This is a genomic window from Microbispora sp. KK1-11 (assembly GCF_006874435.1).
GTDB classification, from domain to species: Bacteria; Actinomycetota; Actinomycetes; order Streptosporangiales; family Streptosporangiaceae; genus Microbispora; species Microbispora catharanthi.
Genome location: NZ_VIRJ01000003.1, coordinates 1 through 22,929, shown reverse-complemented (window position 1 = coordinate 22,929; position 22,929 = coordinate 1). Strand labels below are relative to the sequence as shown.

Sequence of the window (22,929 nt, the reverse complement as noted above, 5' to 3'; positions counted from 1 at the left end):
CCCGTCAAGAGCTGGGGGAGTATCGTGTGCGCGATGTGAAGCGAGGTGCAATGAGAGGGGTGGGATGACGCAGCGCAAGAGCAAGGCGGACCGGCGGCTCGACCTCATCGACGCGGCTCACAGGGCGATGCTCCAGCACGGCGCCGAGGGGGTCCACCTCAACCAGATCGCCGAGGAGGCGGGGCTCACCTCCGGCGCGGTGCTCTATCACTACCCCGACCTGCGCGAGCTGCTGATCGAGGCCCAGCACGCCGGCATGGAGCGCTTCTACGAGCGGCGCATGAAGAAGATCAGCGGCATCTCCGACCCGGCGGACAGGCTCGTCGTCACGATCCGCTCGGGCCTGCCCGACGGCCCGGACGACGCGGGGGTGCGGCTGCTGTGCGAGCTCGGCGGCGCCGCCGGCCGCAACCGCGTCTACGCGACGCTGCTGACCACGCTGTTCGACCGGCAGGTGTCGATGTACCAGACGATCCTGGAGACGGGCGCCGCCCACGGCGTCTTCACGCTGGCGCAGGACTCCGAGACCATCGCCCGCAACCTCGTCGCTCTCGAGGACGCGTACGGCTACCGCATCATCGCCCGGCACCACTCGATCGACCCGGACAAGGCCGTCGAGCTGATCCTCGACTACGCCCGCCTGGCCACGGGCAACCCGCTCAGGCCCGCCGATCGCCGCTGACCCCGTCGACGAGGGCGGCGTCGTCGGCGTCCCAGGAGACGGCGACCTCGGCGCCGGCCTCCACCCTCGCCCGCCCCTGCGTGGCCGCCAGCACCGCGCGGTCGTGACCGGGCACGCTCAGCGCCACGTGGGAGACGCCGCCGTAGAAGCTGACGTCGACGACCCGGCCGCGCAGCACCCCTTCTCCGGCCGCGACCGGGCCCAGGCGGATCCGTTCCGGCCGCACCGCGAGCATCGCCGTCCCGCCCTCCCCGCTCCCCGCGGGCGCGGGGAGCACGCCCAGCCCGCCGACCTCCAGACCCTTGCCCGTGACCCGGCCGGTGAAGAGGTTGTTGGCCCCGATGAAGCCGGCCACGAAGGGCGTGCGCGGCCGTTCGTAGAGGTCCACGGGGGCGTCCACCTGCTCGACCCTGCCGCCGTTCATCACCGCGATCCGGTCGGCGAGCGACATGGCCTCCTCCTGGTCGTGGGTGACCACGACGAAGGTGATGCCGACCTCGTGCTGCAGCCGCTTGAGTTCGAGCTGCATCTCGGAGCGGACCTTCTTGTCCAGGGCGCTCAGCGGCTCGTCGAGCAGCAGCAGCCGGGGACGCTTGACGACGGCCCTGGCCAGGGCGACGCGCTGGCGTTGCCCTCCCGACAGCTCGTGCGGCCTGCGGCGGGCCTGCGCGGCCAGGCCGACGGTCTCCAGCACCGCGCCGACCCGCTCGCGGATCTCCGCGCGGGGCAGCCGCTCCCGTTCCAGGCCGTACGCCACGTTCTTCTCCACGCTCATGTGCGGGAACAGGGCGTACGACTGGAACATGAGGTTGACCGGGCGGCGGTGCGCGGGGATCGCGAGCAGGTCGGCGCCGTCGAGGCGCACCGAGCCGGTGTCCGGCTGCTCGAACCCGGCGAGGATCCGCAGCAGGGTGGTCTTGCCGCAGCCGGACGGCCCCAGCAGGGCGAAGAACTCGCCCTGCCGGATGTCGAGGTCGACCGAGTCGAGCGCGGTCACCTCGCCGAACCGCCGGCTGACGCCGTCGATGGATATGAGAGTCATCGCAGGGCCTCGGTCAGTCTGGTCAGGCGCTGCGCGACGATCACGACGGTGAAGCTCACCGCGAGCAGCAGCGTCGCCAGCGCGTTGATCTCGGGGGTCACGCCGAACCGCACCATGGAGTAGATGACGATCGGCAGCGTCGGCTCGGACGGAGCCGCGGTGAAGAACGCGATCACGAACTCGTCCAGGGAGAGCGTGAAGGCGAGCAGCGCGCCCGCGATGATGCCCGGGGCGAGCGTGGGCAGGGTGACCTTGACGAACGTGGTCAGCGGGGTCGCGCCGAGGTCCCGGGACGCCTCCTCGAGCGAGGTGTCCATGCCGCCGAGCCGGGCCCGGACGACGGCCGCGACGAAGGCCATGCCGAAGACGGTGTGCGCGATCAGCACGGAGTGCAGCCCGAGCGTCAGCTTGATCGCGGAGTAGAACGCCAGCAGCCCGATCGCGATGACGAGGTCGGGCAGGATCGCGGGCAGCGTCGAGAGCGCGTCGAGCAGCCGCGAGCGCGTGTGGCGGGCCAGCCCGACCGCGAGCAGCGTGCCGAGCACCGTGGACAGCGCCGTCGAGCCGAGAGCGACGATCAGCGTGTTCAGCAGTCCGGTACGGATCGACGCGTTGCCCGCCAGCCTGCCGTACCAGTCGAGCGAGAAGCCGCCCCACGAGTAGGGCGACCTGTTCCGGTTGAACGACATCACGACGAGCACGACGATCGGCGCGTACAGGAACAGATAAGTCAGCCAGAAGGGCAGCCGGAGCCAGCCGTGTCTACGCACCGCGTCCCGCCCTCCGCGAGGCCCACGCCTGGGCGAACAGCAGCACCACGAGCACGGCGATCACCGCCAGCGCCAGCACCGACCCGAACGGCCAGTCGCGGGCCTTGAGGAACTGGTCGCGGATGAGGTTGCCGACCATGATCCGGCGTCCGCCGCCGAGCAGCTCCGGGATCACGAAGTTGCCCAGGCTCGGCACGAACACGAACACGCATCCCGTCAGCACGCCGGGCAGCGACAGCGGGAGCGTCACCGACCAGAACGTCCTGGCCGGCCGTGCGCCCAGGTTCGCCGAGGCCTCCCGCAGCTGCGGATCCAGCCGCTCCACGGCGGAGTACAGCGGGAGGATCATCAGCGGGAGATAGGCGTAGAGCAGCCCGGCGACGATGGCGCCGTCCGTGTAGAGCAGCTCCACCGGCCCCAGGCCGAGCGCCTTCAGCCCGGAGTTCACCGGCCCCTCGGAGTTGAGCAGCACGATCCAGGCGTACGTACGGATGAGGAAGTTCGTCCAGAACGGCAGCACGACCGCCACCAGGGCGACGACCTTCCACCGGGCGGGCAGCCTCGCGATCATGTACGCCGTCGGATACCCGAGCAGCAGGGCGAGCAGCGTCGTGATCGCCGCGAGCCGCACCGACCCGATCACCACGTCGAGGTAGAGCGGGTCGGCGAGGCGGGTGAAGTTCTCCCCGGTCGGCTCGTAGACCACTCCCCCGAACCGGCCCCGCCTGAACACGGTGTAGCTCAGCACCAGCGCCAGCGGGACCAGCAGGAAGACGGTCAGGTAGCCGAACCCGGGCCCCATCGTCGCGAGGCGGCCCGCCGCCTTGCCGAGGACACGGGCGGGCTGTCGGGCCGTCATTGCGCCGCCGAGACCTCGGTGGACAGGCGCGTGTACGCGGTGGACGCCTCGCCGAGGTCGATCAGGCTCTCACCCTTGAGCAGCTCGGACGGCGGCTCCGCCAGCGCCGGGTAGCTCTTGAGCAGCGCCGGGTCGACCGTGTCCATGGCCGCCTTGTTGGGGATCCTGTAGAGGATGTTCGCGGGCACCCAGCCGTGGTTCTCGGGGTCGAGGATGTAGTTGACGAAGGCGTGCGCCGCCTCCTTGTTCTTGGAGCTCTTGAGGATCACCATCGTGTCCGCCCAGAGGTCGCTGCCCTCCTTCGGCACCACGAACTTGATGTTCTTCTCCGACGTCGGGCACCAGCCGTCCCACGCCTCGACCATCACCGCCTCGCCGGACTTGAGCCGGTCGCCGAACGTCGTGTCGTCGTAGGCCAGCAGGTCGGGCTTGACCTTCAGCAGCAGCTCCTTGGCCTTGTCGAGCGTGGCCTGGTCGGTCGTGTTGACCGAGGCTCCGAGCAGCTTGAGCGCCGGAAGCGCCAGCCACCGCTCGGTGGTCATCATGGTGATCTTCTTCTTCAGCTCTGGAGCCGGGCTGAGCAGGTCGTTCCAGCTCGTCGGCGGCGTCTTCACCAGGTCGCTGCGATAACACAACCCGGTGGTCCCCCAGGTGTAGGGGACGGAGAAGACGTTCCCCTTGTCGTAGGCGAGCTGGGACGCCTCGGGGTAGAGGTTCTTCAGGTTGGGGACCAGCTCACGGTGGATGGGCTCCAGCAGGCCCTGCGCGTTGAGCGCCTGCGCGTACTGACCGGACACGAACGCCACGTCGATGCCGCTGTCGCCTCCGGCGGTCAGCTTGGCCACGATCGTCTCGTTCGTGTCATGGATGGCGACCTTGGCGTCGAAACCGAGCGTGGCCTTCACCCGCTGCGGAAGATCCTTCGGGCTGTAACCGTCCCAGATCGAGATCGTCAGGCTCTGCTTGGACAGGTCCGCCTTGGCGTCGAGGGTCGCGGGCGCACCCGCGGAGTCGGTCGCCGCACCTCCACCACAGGCGGTCAGGGCGGACGCCAGAAAGGCAGAGGCCACGACGAGGGGCACGCGACGCGTCATGGGGGGCTCCCTTGCGTGAGGATGGCGGCCAGTGTTGCAGGACGGATCAACATAGACAAGACTTTTCTCGTTACGTCTACCTGCTCCTTTTGTTGCCGCGTTGAACCCACGTTCAGGAGACCGAGTGCAAGGCTCCCGTTGGCCTCGAGTGACCGAGGGCCCTGACGGCGTCCTCACGCTGGAGACGGCCGAAGGGGTCACCGAGCGCGTGCTGCGCGACCTGGCGAGGGAAGCGGCTCCGCCGCCCTTCTCGGTGCGGGCGCTGCGGCCGCTGCCGCCGGTGCCCCCCGGGGAACGGGCCATCACGGTGGACCAGACCAACCACTCGGTCGTCGCGGGCGAGACCGTGGTCGTCAAGTGGTTCCCCCGGCCGTCGCGGGCCCCGCACCCCGCGCCCGGGCTTCTCGCCCATCTGGCGGGCTTCGCCCGCACGGCCACGCCGTACGCGGCGGTCTACTGGGAGGACGCGCTGGTCGCCCTGGTGACGGCGTACCTGCCCGAGGCGCGGGACGGCTGGGAGTGGTGCGTCGACGAGGCCGAGGCCGGCCGCACCGGCTTCGCCGCCGAGGTCGGCGGCCTCGCCGCCGAACTGCACCTCGCGATGGCCACCCCGTCCGCGGTCTTCCCCGACCCCGTACGGCTGTCGCCGCCAGGCGAGGGGGCGTGGCGGGCCCGCGCCGAGGAGGCGCTGCGTGAGGCACTGGCGCTGACGGACGGCGCGGACGGCGCGTGGCTGGCGGGGCGGGCCGAGGCCCTGCGCCGCGAACTGGAGGCCCTCGCCCGTGCCCCCGCCACACCGCTGATCCGCGTCCACGGCGACCTGCACGTGGGACAGATCCTGCGCTGGCGGGACGGCTACGCGGTGGTCGACTTCGACGGCAACCCGACCGTGGCGGACGCCGACCCCTACCAGCCCGCGGCCCGCGACCTCGCGCAGCTCACGACCAGCGTGGACCACGCGGGGCAGGTCGCGGTCATGCGCAGGTCCGCCGACCCGGACGCGACGGCCGCCTGGGCCGCCGCGGCACGCCGGGCCCTGACGGCGGCCTACGCCCGGACGCTCGCGCGGGCCGGCCGCGCCGACCTGCTCGACCGGTCGCTGCTGCGGCCGTTCGAGGTCGAGCAGGAGTGCCGCGAACTGATCTACGCCGCCCGCCATCTGCCGCGCTGGCGTTACGCGCCGATGGGCGTGCTGCGGGCCTGGTACGCCTGAAGACTCTTCGAAGGAGATGGACGTGGACGCGGGGCTCTTCCTTGCCGACCTGGAGGCGAAGCCGGAGGCGCTGGAGGCGCTGGCCGGCCTCCTGGACGGCGGCGATCCGTTCGAGGGGCTGGCCACCCGGCTCAAGGAGGGGCGGTTCGACCGCGTCGTGTTCCTCGGCATGGGCAGTTCGCGCTACGCGGCCGGGGTGGCGGCGCAGCGGCTGCGGGCGGCCGGAGTGGACGCCGTCGCGGAGTACGCCTCCGCCGCGCTCGGCACCCCGCCCGGCCCGCGCACCGCCGCCGTCGTCGTGTCGGCGACGGGCGGCAGCCGGGAGACGCTCGACGTCCTCGCCCGTCACCGGGGCACGTCGTTCGTCGTGGCGCTGACCAACCGGCCGGGCTCCCCCGTGACCGAGGGCGCCGACCTGGTCGTGCCGATGCTCGCGGGCGAGGAGCGGGGCGGCGTCGCCTGCCGGACCTTCCAGCACACGCTCGCCCTCCTGCTCACGCTCGCCGAGGGCCCCGACACCGTGGCGGGCCTCGTACGGCGGGCCGCGGCGGCCACCGCCGACCTGCTGGAGCGGCGGCGTGAGTGGCTGGCGGACGCCGTGGGGCTGCTCGACGGGCCGCACGGCGTCTACACGATCGCGCCGGCCGAACGGCTGTCGTCGGCGGAGCAGTCGGCGCTGATGTTCCGTGAGGGGCCGCGCATCCAGGCGGACGCGTGCGAGACGGGCGACTGGGCGCACGTGGACGTCTATCTCACCAAGACCCGCGACTACCGCGCCGTGCTGTTCCCCGGGTCGCGCTACGACGAGCAGGCGATGGAGTGGATCCGCCTGCGCGGTTCGCGCGTGCTGGCCGTCAGCGGGGAGGTCGAGGGGCAGGCGGCGGCGGTGCGCTACCGCCACGACGACGACCCGGACGTCGCCCTGCTCACCGAGACGCTGGTGCCCGAACTCGTCGCCGCGACGCTCTGGGGGCGGTAGGTCTCCGGAGGTCAGCTCCCGAGGAGCCACCGCGCCGCCCGCCGCAGCAGGGTGCGGCGCACCGGGTTCTCGTACGACCGGGTGTCGTGGCCGAGCGCGTCGTACACGACCCTGCCGCCCGCCACGGTTCTCGCCCACAGCAGGGGCTGGTCTCCCGAGTACGCCAGCGGCTCCACGTCCGGGAGGACGTCGAGGTCGGTGTAGACCTCGTCGGTCACCTCGAAACCGGTCAGGCCGTCGACGATCGGGTGACCGGCGCCGAGCCGGACCTTCGCCGGGCCGATCGGCGGGTGATAAGACGTGCCCCACCTCCAGGCGCCGCCCAGGATCTCGGCCCACTCGGGCCAGTCGTCGAAACAGAGCGAGGCGGTGTGCACGGCGAGCAGCCCGCCGCCCCCCGCGAGGTGATCGAGCAGCGCCCGCCTGACGGAGTCCGGCGTCTCGAAACGCCAGCGGTCCCGCTCCTCCGCGAAGTCGTCGCCGTCCATCCTCCAGCGGAACGCGTTGACCGTGATCAGGTCGGCCGGCGCCGGCGCGGCCAGGGCTCCGGCGACGTCCTCGGTGATCTCCGACTCGATGCCGATCTCGGCGAGCACGCCCGCGAGGGCGGCCGAGGTGGCCGGGAAGTCGTGGGCCACTCCCCCGGACAGGATGAGGTTGCGCGGCATGAGAGCACCTTAGGCCCCGCGGTCAGGGCCGGGCGCGGTCGCCGAGTGCGAGCAGGACGTCCCTGAGCAGGTCGGCCAGGGCGCGCGTGGCCGGTTCCGGCACGTCCGCCAGCAGTTCCCGGTGCGCCTCGGTCGTGGCCAGCGACAGCTCCTCGGCCCTCTCGACGCCGAGCGGTGTGAGCCGGACCCACGAGCTGCGCCCGTCGGCCGGATCGGGCTCCCGCTCCACCAGCCCCGCCGCGACCAGCCGCTGCAGGATGTTGCTCGTCCCGCCGGTCGTGAGCATCAGGTGGGAGGCGAGCCTGCTCGGCTTGAGCCGGTAGGGCCGACCGGCCCTACGGAGGGTGGCGAGCACGTCGAACTCCGCGTACGTCAGGCCGTAGCGGCCGAGCACCGCCTGTGTGACCTCCTCGATGCGGGCCTTGAGCCGGCTGACGCGCTTGACGATCTCCAGTTGGACGGTGGCCGCCTCCGGCAGTTCGGCCCGCCATCCCTCGATCATCTCGTCGACCCGGTCCCGCTGTCGCATGAGGTTGAGCCTAGTCCCTCACCCTGATAGCTTTTCAAAAAGCTTTTAAGAAAGCATTTCGAAAAGAGGTCTGCTGTGAGAACGATCATCGTCAACGGCACCGTCGTCGACACCGAGCCGCGTCCGCACGTCGTGCCGGACGCGGCCGTCGTCGTCGAGGACGGCGTCATCGTGTCGGTCGGCCCGCGGCCGGACGACCCGGCGGAGGGCACCGAGATCATCGACGCCGCCGGCGGCATCGTGCTGCCCGGCTTCGTGGACACCCACCGCCACGTCTGGCAGAGCGTGCTGCGCGGCATCGCGGCCGACGCGACGCTCGGCGCGTACCTCGGCCTGGTCCTCGGCACCCTCACCCCGGCGTTCCGCGCGGAGGACGTGTACGCCGCCAACCTCTGGGGTGCGATCGAGGCGCTCAACGCCGGCGTCACCACCGTGTACGACTGGTCGCACATCCAGCTCACCCCCGGCCACACCGACGCGGCCGTGGAGGCGTTGCGCGAGTCCGGCCTGCGGGCGGTCTTCGGGTACGCCCATCGGGGAACCGGCGACGCCGACCGCGCCGAGGACGAGGTGCGCCGGGTCCGCTCGGAGCTCCTGCCGTCCGACGACGACCTGGTCACTCCCGCCTTCGCCGCCTGGGGCCCGGTCTACGGCTCGGTCGAGGCCGCGCGGGCCGACTGGGCGCTCGCCCGCGACCTCGGCCTGCGCCTCAGCCTGCACGCCACCGGCGAGGGCCCGGTCGAGCGGCTGCACGACGCCGGTCTGCTCGGCCCGGACGTGCTGTTCGTGCACTGCAACGGCATCCCGGACGAGTCGCTGAAGCTGATCGCCGGCAGCGGCGGCACGGCCTCGGTTGCCCCGGCGGTGGAGTCGCAGATGGGGCACGGCCACCCCGAGACCGGCAGGCTGCGCTCATCCGGGATCACGACGGGACTCGGCGTGGACACGGTCACCGACGTCCCGGGCGACATGTTCTCCGTGATGCGCGCGGCGTTCGCGGCCGGACGCGCCGGACAGGCGGAGCCGGAGCTCACCGCGTCCGACGTGCTCGGCATGGCGACGCTCGAGGGCGCGGCCGCGATCGGGATGGACCGCAGGATCGGCTCGCTGCGCCCCGGCAAGCAGGCCGACATCGTGATCCTGGACGCCGGAGCCCCCGGCCTCGCGCCCGTGCACGACCCGGTCGCCGCGGTCGTCACGGCGGCCGACACCGCCGCCGTGGACACGGTGCTGGTCGGCGGGCGCGTCGTCAAGCGCGGGGGCCGTCTGGTGGGCCTGGACGTGGACCGCGCCCGCGACCTCGCCGTCCGCGCGGCCCGCCACGTGACCGCGCAGGCCAGGACTACATCCGCAAGGTGACTTTTTTGCTCCGGTGACAACCGCCCTTTCGGATGAGACCTTGAGTCAGGGCTATCCGAGGGGGCGGCGTCATGAACGCCTGGTCGGTACCGGGCTACCGGGAGGTGCGCGAACTCGGCGCGGGCGGCGCCGGGCGGGTCGTGCTGGCGACCTACGTGACCACCGGCGCCTACGTCGCGATCAAGTACCTGCGCGAGGAACTGCGGCGGGATCGGCGTTTCCTCGCCGGGTTCCGGCACGAGGCCCGGGTCATGGTGGAGCTGAACGATCCGAACATCGTGCGCCTGTACGAGTACGTCGAGGCGCGCGACGGCGCGGCGATCGTCATGGAACTCGTCGACGGGGTCTCGCTGCGCAGGATCCTCGCCGAGCACGGCTCGACCAGCCCGGAGGCGGCGCTGGTCGTGCTGAAGGGCTCGCTGGCGGGCCTGTCGGCCGCGCACGCCGCGGGCATCGTCCACCGGGACTACAAACCGGAGAACGTGCTGATCCAGGCCGACGGCAACAGCAAGCTGTCGGACTTCGGCATCGCGACGCCGAGCGGCTCGCCGGAGACCTCCGCGGGCACGCCGCCCTACATGGCCCCCGAGCAGTGGTACGGCGGGCCCGCCGGCCCGGCCGCCGACGTCTACGCCGCCACCTGCGTCTTCTACGAGTGCCTCACCGGGCGCCGGCCGTACCGGGCCGACGATCTGACGGCGCTGCGCATGCTGCACCGCAGCGCTCCCATCCCCGCGGCGGACGTGCCGAGCTCGGTGCGGGGCCTCGTGACGCGCGGCATGGCCAAGAACCCGGCGGACCGGCCGCCCACGGCACGGGCGTTCATCGCCGACCTGGAGACCGCCGCGACCGCCGCGTACGGGTCCGACTGGGAACAGCGGGGCCGCCGGCACCTGGCCGAACTCGCGACCCTGCTGGCGCTGACGTTTCCCCTGGCCGCTCCGGCCGAGCCGGTCGAGGCGTCCACGTCCCTCGCCCAGACCGTGCTGTCCGAGCGGATCGCGCGCTTCGCGCCCCGGTTCGCCATCGGCGCCGCCGTGCTGTCGGCCGCCGTGATCGCGGCGGTCGTCGCGGCCAACCGGCAGACCCCGGTCGCGCAGGACACCCTGCTCACCCCGCCGCCGCACAGCGCCCCGGCGGCGCTTCCCCCGGCTCCGGACTCGGCCGAGACGGCCCCGCCGGCCGCTCCCGGCGAGACAGCGCCCGACGAGACGGCGCCCGGCGAATCAGCGACCAACGAGACGGCACCCGGCGATACGGCACCGGGCGATACCTCGGAGGGTGCTTCGGGACCGGCCGATGCCGGGCCCGACGAGAACACCGGGACGACGCCGCCCGAACTGTCCGGCACACCGGTGTCGTCCGTGTCGACCGGGCCTGCCGTGCCGCCGGGACCTTCCGGGCCGCAGGGGAGCGCCACCCCCTCCCACATGGGGGCGACCGCGTCGCCGGCGCCGGCGCGGGTGACCGACCTCGGCATCGCGGCGTTCGACGGCCAGGCGGTCGCGGTCGACGTACGGGCGAGCACCGCGGCCCGGGTCCTGCTCACCGCGCGTTTCGCCTCCGGGCCGTCGCCGGACGCGCTCACCGCCGCGCCCTCGCAGACGGTCGGGCTGCGGGGTGCGATGACCTATCACATCGGCCTGCAGCAGCCCTTCCCCTCCCCCGCCTGCGGAATCACCGTCTACCGGCGGGTCGAGGTGTCCACGGTCCCCGCCGCGCAGGGAGGAATCCGTACGCGCACGCGGAAACTGACCGGGCCGCCCTGCCCGGCCCCCGCGGTCGAGGGCGTGGCGATCGACGATTGGGACGGCAGGACGGCCGCGGTGACGGTGCGGACCTCGGGCAAGGGCCCGGTCGGGGTCTCCAGCGTCTTCACGCGCGACGGCCGCGAGGCGGGCTCCGACGCCCGCACGCTCTCGGGCCGCACGTCCTACTCGTTCACGGTGGCCGCCGGCCTCGGCGCCGTGGAGTGCGGGAAGAGGGCCGTGTTCGGGGTGCGCGTCACGACCGATCCGGCCGCCCCCGGCGGGCCGCGCCAGGCCGAGGTGCGGGTCACCGGCCCCCGGTGCCCGAAGCCGCAGGAGTCGCCCTCGGAGCCCACGAAGGAGAGTCCGGGTCCAACAAAGGACCCCAGCCCGGCGACGAGCCCCGCGCCGCCCGAGTCCCGCAGCCCAGAACCACGCGACCCCCAGCCAAATAGCCCCGAGCCGAAGAGCCCCGAACCGGGAAACCCGGGGCAGCGGAGTCCCGATCCCCAGGACAGCCCGCGCCCTCCGGTGATCTCCTGACCGGCGACGTCGAGCAGGAGGCGTGAAATATTCACCGCCGTCCTGACGGCCGGCCCGCAACTTCTGATCCCGTACGCGATCGAGCGGCCGCGTTCAGGCGCGGGCGTGCCTGCCCGTGCCGGCCAGTTCGGGCTCCGCCTCGGCGGGCGCGCCGTCCTCCTCGCGGCCCTCGATCGACAGGTTCGGCAGGATCCGGTCGAGCCAGCGCGGGATCCACCAGTTGAGCCGGTCGAGCAGCACCATCGTGGCGGGGACGAGGAAGCCCCTGATCAGGGTCGCGTCGACGGCGATGGCCACGGCGAGCCCGACGCCGAACACCTTGACCAGGGGGTCGGGGTAGGCGATGAACGCGGTGAACACCGCCACCATGATCAGGGCTGCGGAGGTGATGACGCGGCCGGTGGACCCCAGTCCCTCGGCCACCGCGCCCCGGTTGTCCCCGCTGCGCGAGTAGGCCTGCCGTACGGAGGTCAGCAGGAAGACCTCGTAGTCCATCGACAGGCCGAACAGCACGGCGAACAGCATGAGCGGCACGTACGTGTCGATGGGCACCGAGAAGAACAAGGTGGCGAGGTAGGACCCCTCGGCCGAGGGCGGGGGGTCCATGCCGACCAGGCGACTGCCCAGGCCATGGGAGAACACCACGGCAAGCGCGCCGAAGGCGGCGCCGAGTGAGACGAGGTTCATCACCGCCGCCTTGATCGCGACCAGGGGCGCGCGGAAGGCCAGCAGCAGGAGCAGGGCGCTGAGCAGCACGACGATGCCGACGACCAGCGGCGTCCTGCCCATGATGCGGTCACCCGCGTCCGCCAGCCCGGCCACCTGGCCGCCGACGTGGACGTGCGCCCCCGGCACCTCGATGGCCCGCACCCGTTTCACCACGTCGAGGGCCCGCGGGTCGCTCGGGGCGTAGTCGGGGACGGCCTGGATGAGCACGGAGCGGCCGTCCTCGTTGACCTTCGGCGGGGCGGCGAACGCGACGCCCTCGGTGTGCTCGACCCGCTGCCGCAGCACCTGCACGACCGGGTCGGGCGGGGTCGAGTTGGCGATCTTCTCGTCCAGTTCGGCCACGACGATGAGCCCGCCGTTGGCCCCCGGGCCGAAGCCCGCCTCGATCAGCTCGTACGACCGCCGGGCGGGGGTGCCCTTGTCGCCGTACCCGTTGTCGAGCGGGCCGAGCTTGATCGTCAGGGCCGGGGCGGCGAGCGCCGCCAGCACGACCGCGGTGACGGCGAGCACCCGCCAGGGGCGGCGCGCCACCCATGCGCCCAGCTTGGCCCAGCCCGTGGCCGGGCCGTCGCGGCGGGCGGTGCGCCCGGCCAGCGGCAGCCGCAGCGCGTCGATCCGGCGCCCGAGGAGGCCGAGCAGCGCCGGCACCAGCGTGATCGAGGTGAGCACGGCGCACACGACCGAGACACCGGTGATCCAGCCGAGCGTGCGCAGCAGCGGGAACCCGGCGAACATCAGCGCGCTCAGCGCGATCACGACCGTGCCGCCGGCGAACAGCACGGCCCCGCCCGACGACGCCGCCGTACGCCGGACCGCCTCCTGGACGGGCACGCCCTCGGCCAGCAGCGTCCGGTGCCGCGACAGCAGGAACAACGCGTAGTCGATGCCGACGCCGAGGCCGATCATCGTGGCCAGGATCGACGCGGTCGAGGGCACGTCGACGACATGGCCGAGCAGCCCGATGAGGCCGAGCCCCACGCCGATGCTGATCAGCGCGGTGAAGATCGGCACGAGCGCGGCGACCAGCGTCCCGAAGGCGAACAGCAGCACCAGCAGCGCGAAGACGACACCGGCGATCTCGCTGGCACCGGTCTTGATCTGCTTGTCCGCGGGCGTGGAGCTGTCGGAGGGGACGACCTCGATGCCCGCCCGCACCGCCGGCGCGGCGGCCGCGACGAGCTGCTCGGAGGTCTGCGCGAGCTTGGTGGTGTCCTGCCCCTTCAGCCGTACGGTGATCATCCCGATCCGCAGGCTGGACGACATGCCGCCCATCCGGTACGGCGTCTCCACCTCGGCGACGTGCGGCGTGCGCCGCAGGGCGTCCATCGACCGCTCGACGGCCTGTTTGCGAGACTTGTCGATCAACGTGCCGTTCGCGGTGTAGAGGACGAGCTGCACCGTCCCGCCGGGGTCGTACCCCGGTCCGAAGCCCTCGCGCATGAGCTCGTGCGCCCGCTGCGCGTCGGTGCCGGGAATCGACACGTTGTTGTTCACCGGCCGGCCCCACACCAGGGTGCCCGCCGTCAGCAGGCCCGCCGCCAGCACCCACATTGTCAGCACGATCCAGCCGTGGCGTGCGCACCAACCGCCGAGCCGCCCCAGAAGCCCGCTCATCGCCGTCCGTCCCGGGTAGCATGTCTGACGACCGTCCTGTACGGCCGTACAAAACGAGGGTAAAAGGATTTGATCGGCGGGCGAGCGTCGCGCCGGAAAATGAGACGATGACCACACTCGACCAGGGCAACGCGACCCGGTCCCGCATCCTGGCCGCGGCTCGCGATCTGTTCGCCGAGCGGGGATACGCCGCCGTGTCGCTCGCCGACATCGCAGCGGCGGTCGGCCTGACCAAGACGGCGGTCGCCTACCACTTCCATCCGAAGGACCGGCTGGCGGCCGAGATCATCGCTCCGGCCGCCGACGACCTGCTCGCGCTGCTCGGCAGCGAGTTCTCCGGCCACCGGGAGTTCCTGCGCGCGTTCACCGCCTTCGCCGTACGGCACCGCGCGGTGATCCGGCTGCTCACCGAGGACATCGGCGGCGCCGACAGCGCCCCTCCCGGATCTCCGGGCGAGGCCATCAGGGAGTTCGGCCGGGAGCTGTTCGCCCGCCTGGCCGGGCCCGACCCCTCTCCCGGCACGCACGTACGCGCCTGGGCCGCCCTCGGCGCGGTGCAGTCCGGTGTGGTGAAGACCATGGACGTGCCCGCCGAGGTGGTCGAGGAGACGCTGACCGCCGCCGCCGTGGCCGTGTTCGAATCTTGATATACCAATACCCTTGCGATCACTCTCGGAGCGCGTCACATTTCGTGTGAACGTTCAACCTTTCCGCCGCGTCCTAGGTGACACCAGCGGGACGGATGCGAAGGGAGTGACGGCCAGCCGTGGACGTACCGGCCGTCGGGGAGGGCCGCGCGGGCGCGCTCGGCCAGGTGGTCTCGGCTCTGTCGAAGACGCCGCGGACCGTCCTCGTCCTCGGCGAGCCCGGAATCGGCAAGACCCATCTGCTCGGTGAGGCCGCGGCGCGGCTGAAGGGCTTTCGCGTGCTGCGCGGCCAGGCCCGCGAACTGGACGGCGGGCGCGCCTACGCCCCACTCGTCGAGGCGCTCGGGACAGTGGGCGGCGAGGCGGCCGACGTCCTGTCCGGCCTGCTCGACGCGATCGACCAGGCCGCGCTCGGGCACCCCGCCGCGGCGCCCGGCGCGATGGCCGCCCGGCTGCTGGAGTCGCTGCCCGGCCCCACCCTCCTCGCCATCGACGACCTGCACCTGGCCGACGCCGACACGCTGAGCGTGCTGCGGGCCCTGCCACGCCGCCACGATGGCGTCGCGATCCTCGGCACCGCCCGCCACCCTCCCCCGCTCGACGTGGACCTGTCGGTCCGGCTCCAGCCGCTGACGATGAGCGAGGTCGCCGAGCTGGTCACCACGCTGCTCGGCCGTACGCCGAGCGACACCGTCCTGCGGCGGATCCACGTCGCGAGCCGGGGCAACCCGTGGTTCGCACAGGAGGCCGTGCTGGCCCTGGTGCAGGGCGGCGCCGTACGCTCGGCGGACCCCGGGGCGCGGCGCGGCGCGATCCTCAGCCGGCTGTTCCAGCGCGACCGGGGCGGACGCGACCTCGCCCGCGTGCTGGCCGCGCTGTCGCGCACGAGGGAGGCCGCCGACCTCCCCGCGCTCGCCGAACTGGCCGGGCTCGACCCTGATCAGGCCGAGCGCGCCTTTGGCGCGCTGGTCAGGGACGGCGTGGTCACCAGGAACGGCGACGGCTACGCGCTGGCGCACCCGCTGGTGGCCGAGGCGCTCTACGACGACCTCGGCGCCTCCGGCCGGCGCGAGGTGCACCGCCGCATCGCCGACATGCTCGATCGCGAGGGGCTGACCGGGACCAGGCGGGTCCTGGAGTGGGCCACCCACATGGCCGAGGCCGGGCCGCCCGCAGAGGCCCTGCCCGCGGTGCTGCGCGCGGCCGAGCTGACCCGCTGGACCGCGCCGCTGTCGGCCGCGCACTGGTACGGCAAGGCCGCCGAGCTGTCCCCCGAGCCCGGCGAACTGCTGGCCAGGCAGGCTCTCGCCTACTGGAAGGGGTCACGTCCCGCGCTGGCGCTCAACTCGGCGCAACGGGCGCTCGCCGCATTGCCCTCCGGCCGCCGCCGCACCCGCGCCGCCTACACCGCGGTCGGCGCGGCCCACGCGATGGGCTGGTACGAGATCGCCCTCGACGTGGCCCGCCGCCAGATCCCGAAGGCCGACGACGCCTCGGCGCTGCTGGCCCAGCAGGCGCTGGTCAGCGCGGAGATGGGCCTCCCCAGTAGGGAGACCGCCCGGCGGGCCTGGGAGGGCCTGTCCGACTGCCCGCCGCAGGACCGCGCGATCACGGTCGGCTATCTGGCCATCCACGCGCTCGTGCGGGGCGACTGGGCCGAGACGCAGCGGGCGGTCGACGACCTGCTGACCTTCGCCGCCGCGCTGCCGCCGGGCGCCCGGCTCGCGTCGCTGGAGTCGGCGGCGCACGTGCTGGCGATCGCCGGGCTGCGCTCCCGCGCCGTCGAGGTGCTCGACCAGGCCGAGCAGATCCACCGCGGCCTCGGCTGGCACGACATCGCCGGGCAGCACGTGCGGACCATCGCCGTGATCCGGCGGATGGGCGGCGAATGGGCACGCGCGCTGGAGGAGATCGCGGTCGCGAGCCGGGCACTGGCCGAGGCGGGCCTTCTGGAGAACCTCGCCCTGCTGCGCAACATGGAGCTGGACATCCTGCTCGACCAGGGCAGGCTGGACCAGGCCGCCCGGGTCCTCGCCGAGCCGCCGCCCGGCTCCGCGCTGCAGCAGGGCATGCGATGCGTGTTCCGCGCGCGCCTGGCGCTCGGGCGGGGCGACATCGCCGCGGCGCGGCGCGAACTCGACCGCGCCCTCGCGTACGAGGTGCCCGAGGTGGTGCACCGGGCCCTGGCGGTCAAGGTGCTGGTGACGGGAGCGGCGGGCGACGACGTCGGCTGCCGGGCGGCGGCCTCCCGGCTTGACGAGCGGTCGGCGAACGGCACCCCCCGGGCCCGGCTCGCCGCCGACCTGGCGGTGGGCTGGGCGTTCAGGGATCGCGCGCGGACGGACGCGGCGCTGGAGCAGGCCCGCGCCGACGGCCTGCCGTTCGAGGAGGCCCGGGCCCGGCTGGTCCTCGGCGCGCTCGGTGACACGACGCAACTCCCCCGCGCGCACGCGATCTTCACCCGGCTCGGCGCGGCGCCCTGGGCGGCGCTGTCCGAACGCCGCCTGCGGGAGGCCGGGATGGTCCCCGAACCGGCGGGCCGCCTCACTCCCGGCGAGCGCCGCGTCATCGAACTGGTCGCCGACGGGCTGAGCAACCCCCAGATCGCGGAGGAACTGCACTACAGCCGCAAGACTGTAGAGGTCTATCTCACCCGCGTCTACGCGAAGACCGGCCTGCGGTCGCGCGTCGAACTCGCCCTGGCCGTCGAACGCGGCGAGCTGTGACGGGTGCCGCCAGTCTGAACGCCGCATGTCTTCGGCACCGCACCTCCGGCCATCGGTGCCGGCGTCTCGGCGCGGGCCGGCCCGAATCAGCAGGGCCCGGCACTGACATTAGGGATCTCCCTACTGTGCACCGTCCGCCCGGAGGATCAGGCTCTTGACCATGGAATCACCGATCCTTTCGTACGCCGACGAGGTCTGGCGTGGTTCGGTGCGCCCCGAGGACGTGCCCTATGCGGAGCTGCGACGCGACGGAGTGCAGGAGATCGCCTACGGCGTGGCGATGTGGCCGGCGTGCGGCAACGTGTACGTCGTCCGTGGCGAAGACGGGCTGGGTCTCTTCGACACGGGCGACGCCCATGAGGCCGAGCAGTCGTACCGCGCGATCAGGAAGTGGTCGGCCGAACCACTCAAATACGCGATCTTCTCCCGCAGCCGGGCGGACCGGCTGGCCGGGATGGAGGAGTTCGACACCGAGCCGGGCCCCCGCCCGCTGGTAGTGGCGCAGGAGGGGCTGGCCCACAGGCTCGCCCAGCGGGGCAGGACGGCCGGGTACAACGCGGTCGTCGACCTGCGTGAGCAGGGCTTCCCCCGGATGGTCTGGCCGCCGCCGCAGCGGCTCCCCGACCTGACCTACCGCGACCGGCTGTCCCTGTCACTGGGAGACGTCACCTTCCAGCTCACGCACGCCCGTGGTGACACCGACGACGCCACCTGGGCGTTCCTGCCCGAGCGGGGCGTGCTGCTGACCGGCGACCTGTTCGCCTGGACGGTCCCTGGGGCGGGCGACCCACAGCGGATCCAGCGCTATCCGGACGACTGGGCGGTGGCGCTGCGGGCCATGGCCGCACTCGACGCCGATCTGCTGCTCCCCGGACGGGGACTGCCGATCCGCGGGCCCGAACGGGTGCGCCGCGCGCTCGCCGACACGGCCGACTACCTCGACAGCCTGGTGGAGCAGACGCTCGACCTGATGAACGCCGGCGCCCGCCTGGACGAGATCCTGCACTCGGTCAAGCCGCCGCCCGCGCTCGCCGGGCGGCCCTACCTGCGTGAGCGCCACGACGAGCCGGAGTTCATCGTGCGCAACATCTGGCGGCTGCACGGCGGCTGGCACGACGGCAACCCCGCCAACCTCAAGCCCGCACCGGACGCCGTGTTCGCTCGCGCGGTCGCCGAGCTGTCGGCGGGCGCGGCGTCGGTCGCGGGCCGGGCCGTCGCCGCGGCGGCCGACGGCGACCTGCGCCTGGCCTGCCAGCTCGCCGAGCTCGCCGCGCAGGCCGAGCCGGAGAATCGGAGGGTGCACGAGATCAGGGCCCTCGTCTACGCGCTGCGGGTCCAGCAGGAGCGCGGCTCGATCGCGCGCGGCGTGTACGCCTGGGCCGCCGCCGAGTCACGCAGCAAGATCACCGGTATGGACCTGCTCGACGTATATCACGACGTCGCCGAGGGCCGGATGTGGTGGCTGCCGAGCAAGGCCAACTGAGACGACTGAGCCGACCGAGCTGAGCTGACGAAGCGAACCGACCGAACCGAGCTGACCGAACCGAGCCGGCCGGACTGGGTCGGCCGGGCGGCCGGCGGGCGCGTGGAGGGGAGCGCCCGCCGGTCCTGCCGGTAGCCTTCCTCTCGTGCTCGAACAGATCACGGCGACCCGGTACGTCGCGCCCCTGCGCGAGGGCGGGTCGCTGCCCGGAGTCGTCGAAGCCGACGACCTCGGCACGTACGTCGTGAAGTTCCGCGGCGCAGGGCAGGGCCGGCGGGTGCTCGTCGCCGAGATCGTCTGCGCCGAACTCGCCAGGCGGCTCGGCTTCGCCACGCCGGAGCTCAAGGTCATCGACCTCGACCCGCAGCTCGGCCTCCGCGAGCCCGACGAGGAGATCCAGGACCTGCTCACGGCGAGCGCCGGGCACAACCTCGCGATCGACTTCCTGCCCGGGGCGCTCGGCTTCGACCCGCTCGCCTGGGAGCCGGACGCCGAGTTCGCCTCCCGGGTGCTGTGGTTCGACGCGTTCGTCCACAACGTCGACCGGAGCTGGCGCAACCCGAACCTGCTGGTCTGGCACGGCGGGGTGTGGCTGATCGACCACGGCGCGGCCCTGTGGTTCCACCACAACTGGCCGGCGGCCGACCCCCGCCGCCGATTCGACGGCCGCGACCACGTGCTCGCGCCGTTCGCGACGAAGCTGGAGCAGGCCGACGCGGACCTGGCCGGGCTCGTCACCCGCCCGCTGCTCGACGAGGTGACCGCGCTGGTGCCGGACGAGTGGCTGGAGGGCGAGCCGGGCTTCGCGGACGCGCAGGCCGTGCGGCGGGCCTACACCGAGCACCTGCTCGCCCGGGTCGCCGGGCCCCGCGACTGGCTGCCCGACCCCGCCGTCAACGCCGCCGCTCCCGCGCCGCGCCGCGGCGAGCGGAGCGCGACGATCGGCGGTTTCTGGCGTGCGGCGCGAGAGGGCGGCCGATGAGCGACCTGGACGTCTACGAGTACGCGGTGATCCGCGTGGTGCCCAGCGTGGAGCGGGGCGAACTGGTCAACGCCGGGGTCATCCTCTACTGCCAGCCGCGCGGCTACCTGTGCGCGCGGGTGGAGCTGGACGAGGCCCGGCTGCTGGCGCTGGGCGCGCCGGTGGACATGCCCGGCGTACGGCTGGCCCTGGCCGCCTACGAGCGGGCGTGTGGCGAGGAGGCGGGCCCCCTGTGCGGGGAGCCGCTGGGCGCCCGGTTCCGCTGGCTCACCGCGCCGCGCAGCACGGTCGTGCAGACCGGGCCGGTGCACGCCGGGCTGACCTCCGACCCGGCGGCCGAGCTGGACCACCTGCTGACCCGGCTGGTGCGACCGGCGAAGGCCGGCCTCAGCGCTTAGAACAGCACGCGCTCAGAACAGCACGGACATGAACGTGTCGACCTCCTGGAAGCCCACCTTGCGGTAGACGGCCCTGGCCGGGAGGTTGAAGTCGTTCACGTAGAGGCTGACGACCGGGGCGAAGTACTTCAGCGCCTGCTCGACCACGGCGGCCATGCCCGCCGCGGCGTGGCCGCGCCCGCGCAGGTCGGGGTGGACCCACACGCCCTGGATCTGGCAGGCCTGCGGCGTCACCGCGCCGATCTCGGCCTTGAAGACCACCTGGCCGTCGTCGATGCGCGCGTACGACCGCCCGATGCGGATGAGCTCGGCGACCCTGGACCGGTAGAGCGCTCCACCGTCGCCGTTGTCCGGCGATACGCCCACCTCTTCGGTGAACATCGCCACGCAGGCGGGCAGCAGGATGCCGAACTCCTCGGGGCGGACTCTACGCACGAGCGGGTCCGGCTCGACGGCCGGCGCGGAACTGGTCGCCATGACCGGCTGCGCCCACCGGATCGCCCGGGCGCCGCCCCAGTGCGGCTCCAGCCGCTCCCAGAGCTGTTCCACGGCGCCGGCCGGGCCGACGATGGACGAGCAGCGACGGCCCTGCTTGCGCGCCCGGTCGGCGAAGGCGTGTACGGCCTCGCGGGTGGCGTTCACGGGCACCAGGTTGGCGCCCGCGTAGCACAGGGACACCAGCCCTCCGCGCGGGCCGTAGCCCCACATCTGACCGCCGAGCCGTGAAGGGCTGAGGCCGACGGCCCTCACCCGGGCCGCTACGAACACATTGGCGACCGGATCGGTGTCGAGGAGCGCCAGAACCTCGTCACGATCGCTGTCGTCGAGCACGCGCGACGCCGATGTTCGCAGCATCACGGGCCCAGCCTACGCGAACGGTTCGCGTTTGGGAGGTATCGGCCCGGCCGGGCTCACCGCCCTACGGCGGAGACATGGGACGCCGTTCCCGGCGCACCCGTCGCGACCTTCATCAGCGCGGCCCGCGGCTCCGGATCCCCCGGGCAGGTCGCGTCGGCGCCCCGCTTGCCCTTGCGCTGCGGCAACAGCGCCGCGTCGCGCAGGTAGGCCGCCAGTTGCCGATCCACGCAGGCGTTCCCGGCGAGCGACACGCCGTGGTTGCCGCCGCCCGAGGTGAGCAGGCGCGCGGTCGGGAACAGGCGGCGCATGCGCAGCGCCCCCTCGTACGGCGTGGCGGCGTCGCGCTCGGCCTGGATCAGCAGGACCGACGGCAGGTGCGAGGTGCCCACCTTGACCGGCGTGCCGCCCTTCTCGGGCCAGAAGGCGCACGGCGCGTTGTAGACGGCGTTGGGCCAGGCCATGAACGGTGCCTCGATGTGCGCCCGGCGCGTGTCGGCCCGCCAGCGGTCCCAGGACCGGGGCCAGGCGGCGTCGCGGCACTCCACGCCCAGGTAGACCGCGTAGGAGTTCTCCTCCTCCGCGTCCATCTCGGCCTCGGCGTGGAACAGTTTCACCAGGACCGAGGGGTCGCCGTTGCGGACGTAGGACGAGAAGGCGGCGCCCAGGTAGGGCCAGAGCCGGTCGCTGTAGGCGCCGTTGGAGAAGACGTCGTCCAGTTCGCTCGGGCCCACGACCCCGCCCGCGGGCCTGTCGTGCAGGCGGGAGCGCATGGAGTACCACGCGAAGGACACCGCCGCCTGCGTCGCGCCCAGCTTGTACACGTCGTCGTGTTCGGCCACCCAGGCGAGGAAGTCGCGGTGCCGCCGGTCGAAGCTGTGATCCTGGGCGATGTTGGCCTCGTACCAGACGCCGTCGGGGTCCACCACGCTGTCGAGCACGAGGCGGCGCACCCGCTGCGGGAACAGGGTGGCGTAGACCGCCCCCAGGTAGGTGCCGTACGAGTAGCCGAGGTAGCTGATCTTCTCCTCGCCGAGCGCCGCGCGCACGGCGTCCATGTCCCGCGCGGAGTTCTCCGTGGTCAGGTAGGGCAGGAACCAGGCCCAGCGGTTGCCGCAGCCCTCGGCGTACTGCCTGGCCCGGCCGACCAGCACCTGCTCCTCGGCGTCGTTCTTCGGCACGTTGTCGGGGCGGGGCGGCGCGTAGAAGCGGGCCGGGTCCACGCACGACATGGCGGGCTGGCTGGGCGCCACCCCGCGCGGGGCGAAGCCGATGATGTCGAACCGCGCCGCGACGTCCTTCGGCAGCCGTGCCGCGACGTATCTGGCCAGGCTGAGCCCCTCGCCGCCCGGTCCACCGGGGTTCACCAGTAGCGCGCCGAGGTGGTTGCCGTCACGTGACGCGGCGCCCTTGATCCGGTTGAGCGCCAGCGTGATCTGCTGGCCGTACGGCTCGCGGTAGTCGAGCGGGACGCGTAGCTCCGCGCACTCCTGCACCGGCTCCCGCCGGTCGCCCCGGCGGGCCGGCCACACCGGCCGGGCGGAGCCGAGACCCAGCAGACCGCCGGAGGCCGACTTGGTCTCCGGCGGGCACTGCTTCCATTCGAGCGGACGCTGCGGCGGCCCCCAGTGCCCCGACCGGTCGGACCCGGCGGCCACCCCCTCCGGACCGACCAGCCCGGCGACCAGCGTCGCCACGCCCGCGATCACACCAACGACCCGCTTCACCGGCATTGCTCCTCTGCTTCCGAACAGCAGAGGACAGCTTCGCGACGTGATCGGCCGTGTACGGTCCGTACTACCCGATCATTGCCATTGTGTAGTCAGAGCATTGCGAACTGTAATGCCGGGGTCAGCGGACGACGACCTCCGGACCGGCGGCGTCGTCGTCGAGGTCGACGTCGACGCCCATCTCCTCGGCGAGGCGCAGGGCCTGCTCGATGAGGGTCTCGACGATCTGTGACTCGGGGACGGTCTTGATGACCTCGCCCTTCACGAAGATCTGGCCCT

19 protein-coding genes and 1 pseudogene are annotated in these 22,929 nt (G+C 72.9%); 10 read left to right on the top strand and 10 right to left on the bottom strand.

All coding sequences use genetic code 11. The features are described from left to right. Window positions 1-64: 64 nt before the first annotated feature. On the top strand, window positions 65-682 hold the full coding sequence (locus FLW16_RS05550; protein WP_142558303.1) for a TetR/AcrR family transcriptional regulator: 618 nt from the start codon (window positions 65-67) through the stop codon (window positions 680-682). Here FLW16_RS05550 and FLW16_RS05545 read toward each other — a convergent pair. From FLW16_RS05545 to FLW16_RS05530, 4 genes are read right to left on the bottom strand one after another with little or no spacing between them, the layout of a single operon-like run. Continuing rightward, the gene (locus FLW16_RS05545; protein ID WP_142558301.1) at window positions 660-1,724 is read right to left on the bottom strand and encodes an ABC transporter ATP-binding protein; all 1,065 of its coding nucleotides are present in this window, start codon (window positions 1,722-1,724) and stop codon (window positions 660-662) included. The two genes, FLW16_RS05550 and FLW16_RS05545, sit on opposite strands and share 23 nt — an antisense overlap. Continuing rightward, complete coding sequence (locus tag FLW16_RS05540) at window positions 1,721-2,494, bottom strand: ABC transporter permease (RefSeq protein ID WP_221890919.1); 774 nt, start codon at window positions 2,492-2,494, stop codon at window positions 1,721-1,723. The genes FLW16_RS05545 and FLW16_RS05540 overlap by 4 nt, the downstream gene beginning before the upstream one ends. Next, a complete protein-coding gene (locus FLW16_RS05535) occupies window positions 2,487-3,353 on the bottom strand; it encodes an ABC transporter permease (RefSeq protein ID WP_142558299.1) in 867 nt (288 codons plus the stop codon). The genes FLW16_RS05540 and FLW16_RS05535 overlap by 8 nt, the downstream gene beginning before the upstream one ends. After that, entirely contained in the window at window positions 3,350-4,447 is a 1,098-nt protein-coding gene (locus tag FLW16_RS05530; protein WP_142558297.1) for a spermidine/putrescine ABC transporter substrate-binding protein, read from the bottom strand. Before FLW16_RS05530 ends, FLW16_RS05535 begins: the two co-directional genes overlap by 4 nt. Before the next feature lie 148 nt (window positions 4,448-4,595). Between FLW16_RS05530 and FLW16_RS05525 the strand changes: the two genes are divergently transcribed. Continuing rightward, window positions 4,596-5,660 carry an aminoglycoside phosphotransferase gene (locus FLW16_RS05525; protein WP_142558295.1) on the top strand — a complete coding sequence of 355 codons (1,065 nt, stop codon included), beginning with the start codon at window positions 4,596-4,598 and terminating at the stop codon, window positions 5,658-5,660. Between the two features lie 22 nt (window positions 5,661-5,682). After that, window positions 5,683-6,639, top strand: a complete 957-nt coding sequence (locus tag FLW16_RS05520; RefSeq protein WP_142558293.1) for an SIS domain-containing protein — start codon at window positions 5,683-5,685, stop codon at window positions 6,637-6,639. Between the two features lie 11 nt (window positions 6,640-6,650). On the opposite strand, the gene FLW16_RS05515 is transcribed toward FLW16_RS05520, so the two are convergent. Beyond that, entirely contained in the window at window positions 6,651-7,307 is a 657-nt protein-coding gene (locus FLW16_RS05515; RefSeq protein WP_142558291.1) for a ThuA domain-containing protein, read from the bottom strand. 22 nt (window positions 7,308-7,329) lie between these two features. Further along, window positions 7,330-7,836 carry a MarR family winged helix-turn-helix transcriptional regulator gene (locus FLW16_RS05510; RefSeq protein WP_142558289.1) on the bottom strand — a complete coding sequence of 169 codons (507 nt, stop codon included), beginning with the start codon at window positions 7,834-7,836 and terminating at the stop codon, window positions 7,330-7,332. A gap of 75 nt (window positions 7,837-7,911) precedes the next feature. On the opposite strand from FLW16_RS05510, the gene FLW16_RS05505 reads away from it, so the two are divergent. Both FLW16_RS05505 and FLW16_RS45890 read left to right on the top strand, forming a co-directional pair. Beyond that, on the top strand, window positions 7,912-9,195 hold the full coding sequence (locus tag FLW16_RS05505; protein ID WP_142558287.1) for an amidohydrolase family protein: 1,284 nt from the start codon (window positions 7,912-7,914) through the stop codon (window positions 9,193-9,195). Window positions 9,196-9,266: 71 nt separating this feature from the next. Then, the gene (locus FLW16_RS45890; RefSeq protein WP_312847120.1) at window positions 9,267-11,486 is read left to right on the top strand and encodes a protein kinase domain-containing protein; all 2,220 of its coding nucleotides are present in this window, start codon (window positions 9,267-9,269) and stop codon (window positions 11,484-11,486) included. Window positions 11,487-11,579: 93 nt separating this feature from the next. Here the strand turns inward: FLW16_RS45890 and FLW16_RS05495 are convergent, their stop codons facing one another. Beyond that, window positions 11,580-13,829, bottom strand: a complete 2,250-nt coding sequence (locus FLW16_RS05495) for an MMPL family transporter (protein ID WP_142558285.1) — start codon at window positions 13,827-13,829, stop codon at window positions 11,580-11,582. Window positions 13,830-13,936: 107 nt separating this feature from the next. Between FLW16_RS05495 and FLW16_RS05490 the strand changes: the two genes are divergently transcribed. From FLW16_RS05490 to FLW16_RS05470, 5 genes are all read left to right on the top strand, one after another. Beyond that, window positions 13,937-14,476, top strand: a complete 540-nt coding sequence (locus tag FLW16_RS05490; RefSeq protein ID WP_142558283.1) for a TetR/AcrR family transcriptional regulator — start codon at window positions 13,937-13,939, stop codon at window positions 14,474-14,476. 119 nt (window positions 14,477-14,595) lie between these two features. After that, a complete protein-coding gene (locus FLW16_RS05485) occupies window positions 14,596-17,202 on the top strand; it encodes an AAA family ATPase (RefSeq protein ID WP_142558282.1) in 2,607 nt (868 codons plus the stop codon). 160 nt (window positions 17,203-17,362) lie between these two features. Next, entirely contained in the window at window positions 17,363-18,685 is a 1,323-nt protein-coding gene (locus tag FLW16_RS05480) for an alkyl sulfatase dimerization domain-containing protein (protein WP_142558280.1), read from the top strand. 145 nt (window positions 18,686-18,830) lie between these two features. Then, the gene (locus tag FLW16_RS05475) at window positions 18,831-19,667 is read left to right on the top strand and encodes a HipA family kinase (RefSeq protein WP_142558278.1); all 837 of its coding nucleotides are present in this window, start codon (window positions 18,831-18,833) and stop codon (window positions 19,665-19,667) included. After that, the gene (locus FLW16_RS05470) at window positions 19,664-20,065 is read left to right on the top strand and encodes a DUF3037 domain-containing protein (protein WP_142558276.1); all 402 of its coding nucleotides are present in this window, start codon (window positions 19,664-19,666) and stop codon (window positions 20,063-20,065) included. The genes FLW16_RS05475 and FLW16_RS05470 overlap by 4 nt, the downstream gene beginning before the upstream one ends. Window positions 20,066-20,077: 12 nt before the next feature. Here the strand turns inward: FLW16_RS05470 and FLW16_RS05465 are convergent, their stop codons facing one another. The 3 genes and pseudogenes from FLW16_RS05465 to FLW16_RS44985 all read right to left on the bottom strand — a co-directional run. Then, window positions 20,078-20,920 (bottom strand): GNAT family N-acetyltransferase, encoded by an 843-nt coding sequence (locus FLW16_RS05465; protein ID WP_142559045.1) that lies wholly within the window; start codon window positions 20,918-20,920, stop codon window positions 20,078-20,080. A gap of 56 nt (window positions 20,921-20,976) precedes the next feature. Next, on the bottom strand, window positions 20,977-22,647 hold the full coding sequence (locus FLW16_RS05460; protein ID WP_142558274.1) for an alpha/beta hydrolase: 1,671 nt from the start codon (window positions 22,645-22,647) through the stop codon (window positions 20,977-20,979). 124 nt (window positions 22,648-22,771) lie between these two features. Further along, window positions 22,772-22,929: pseudogene (locus FLW16_RS44985) on the bottom strand (4-hydroxy-3-methylbut-2-en-1-yl diphosphate synthase); the annotation flags it as partial.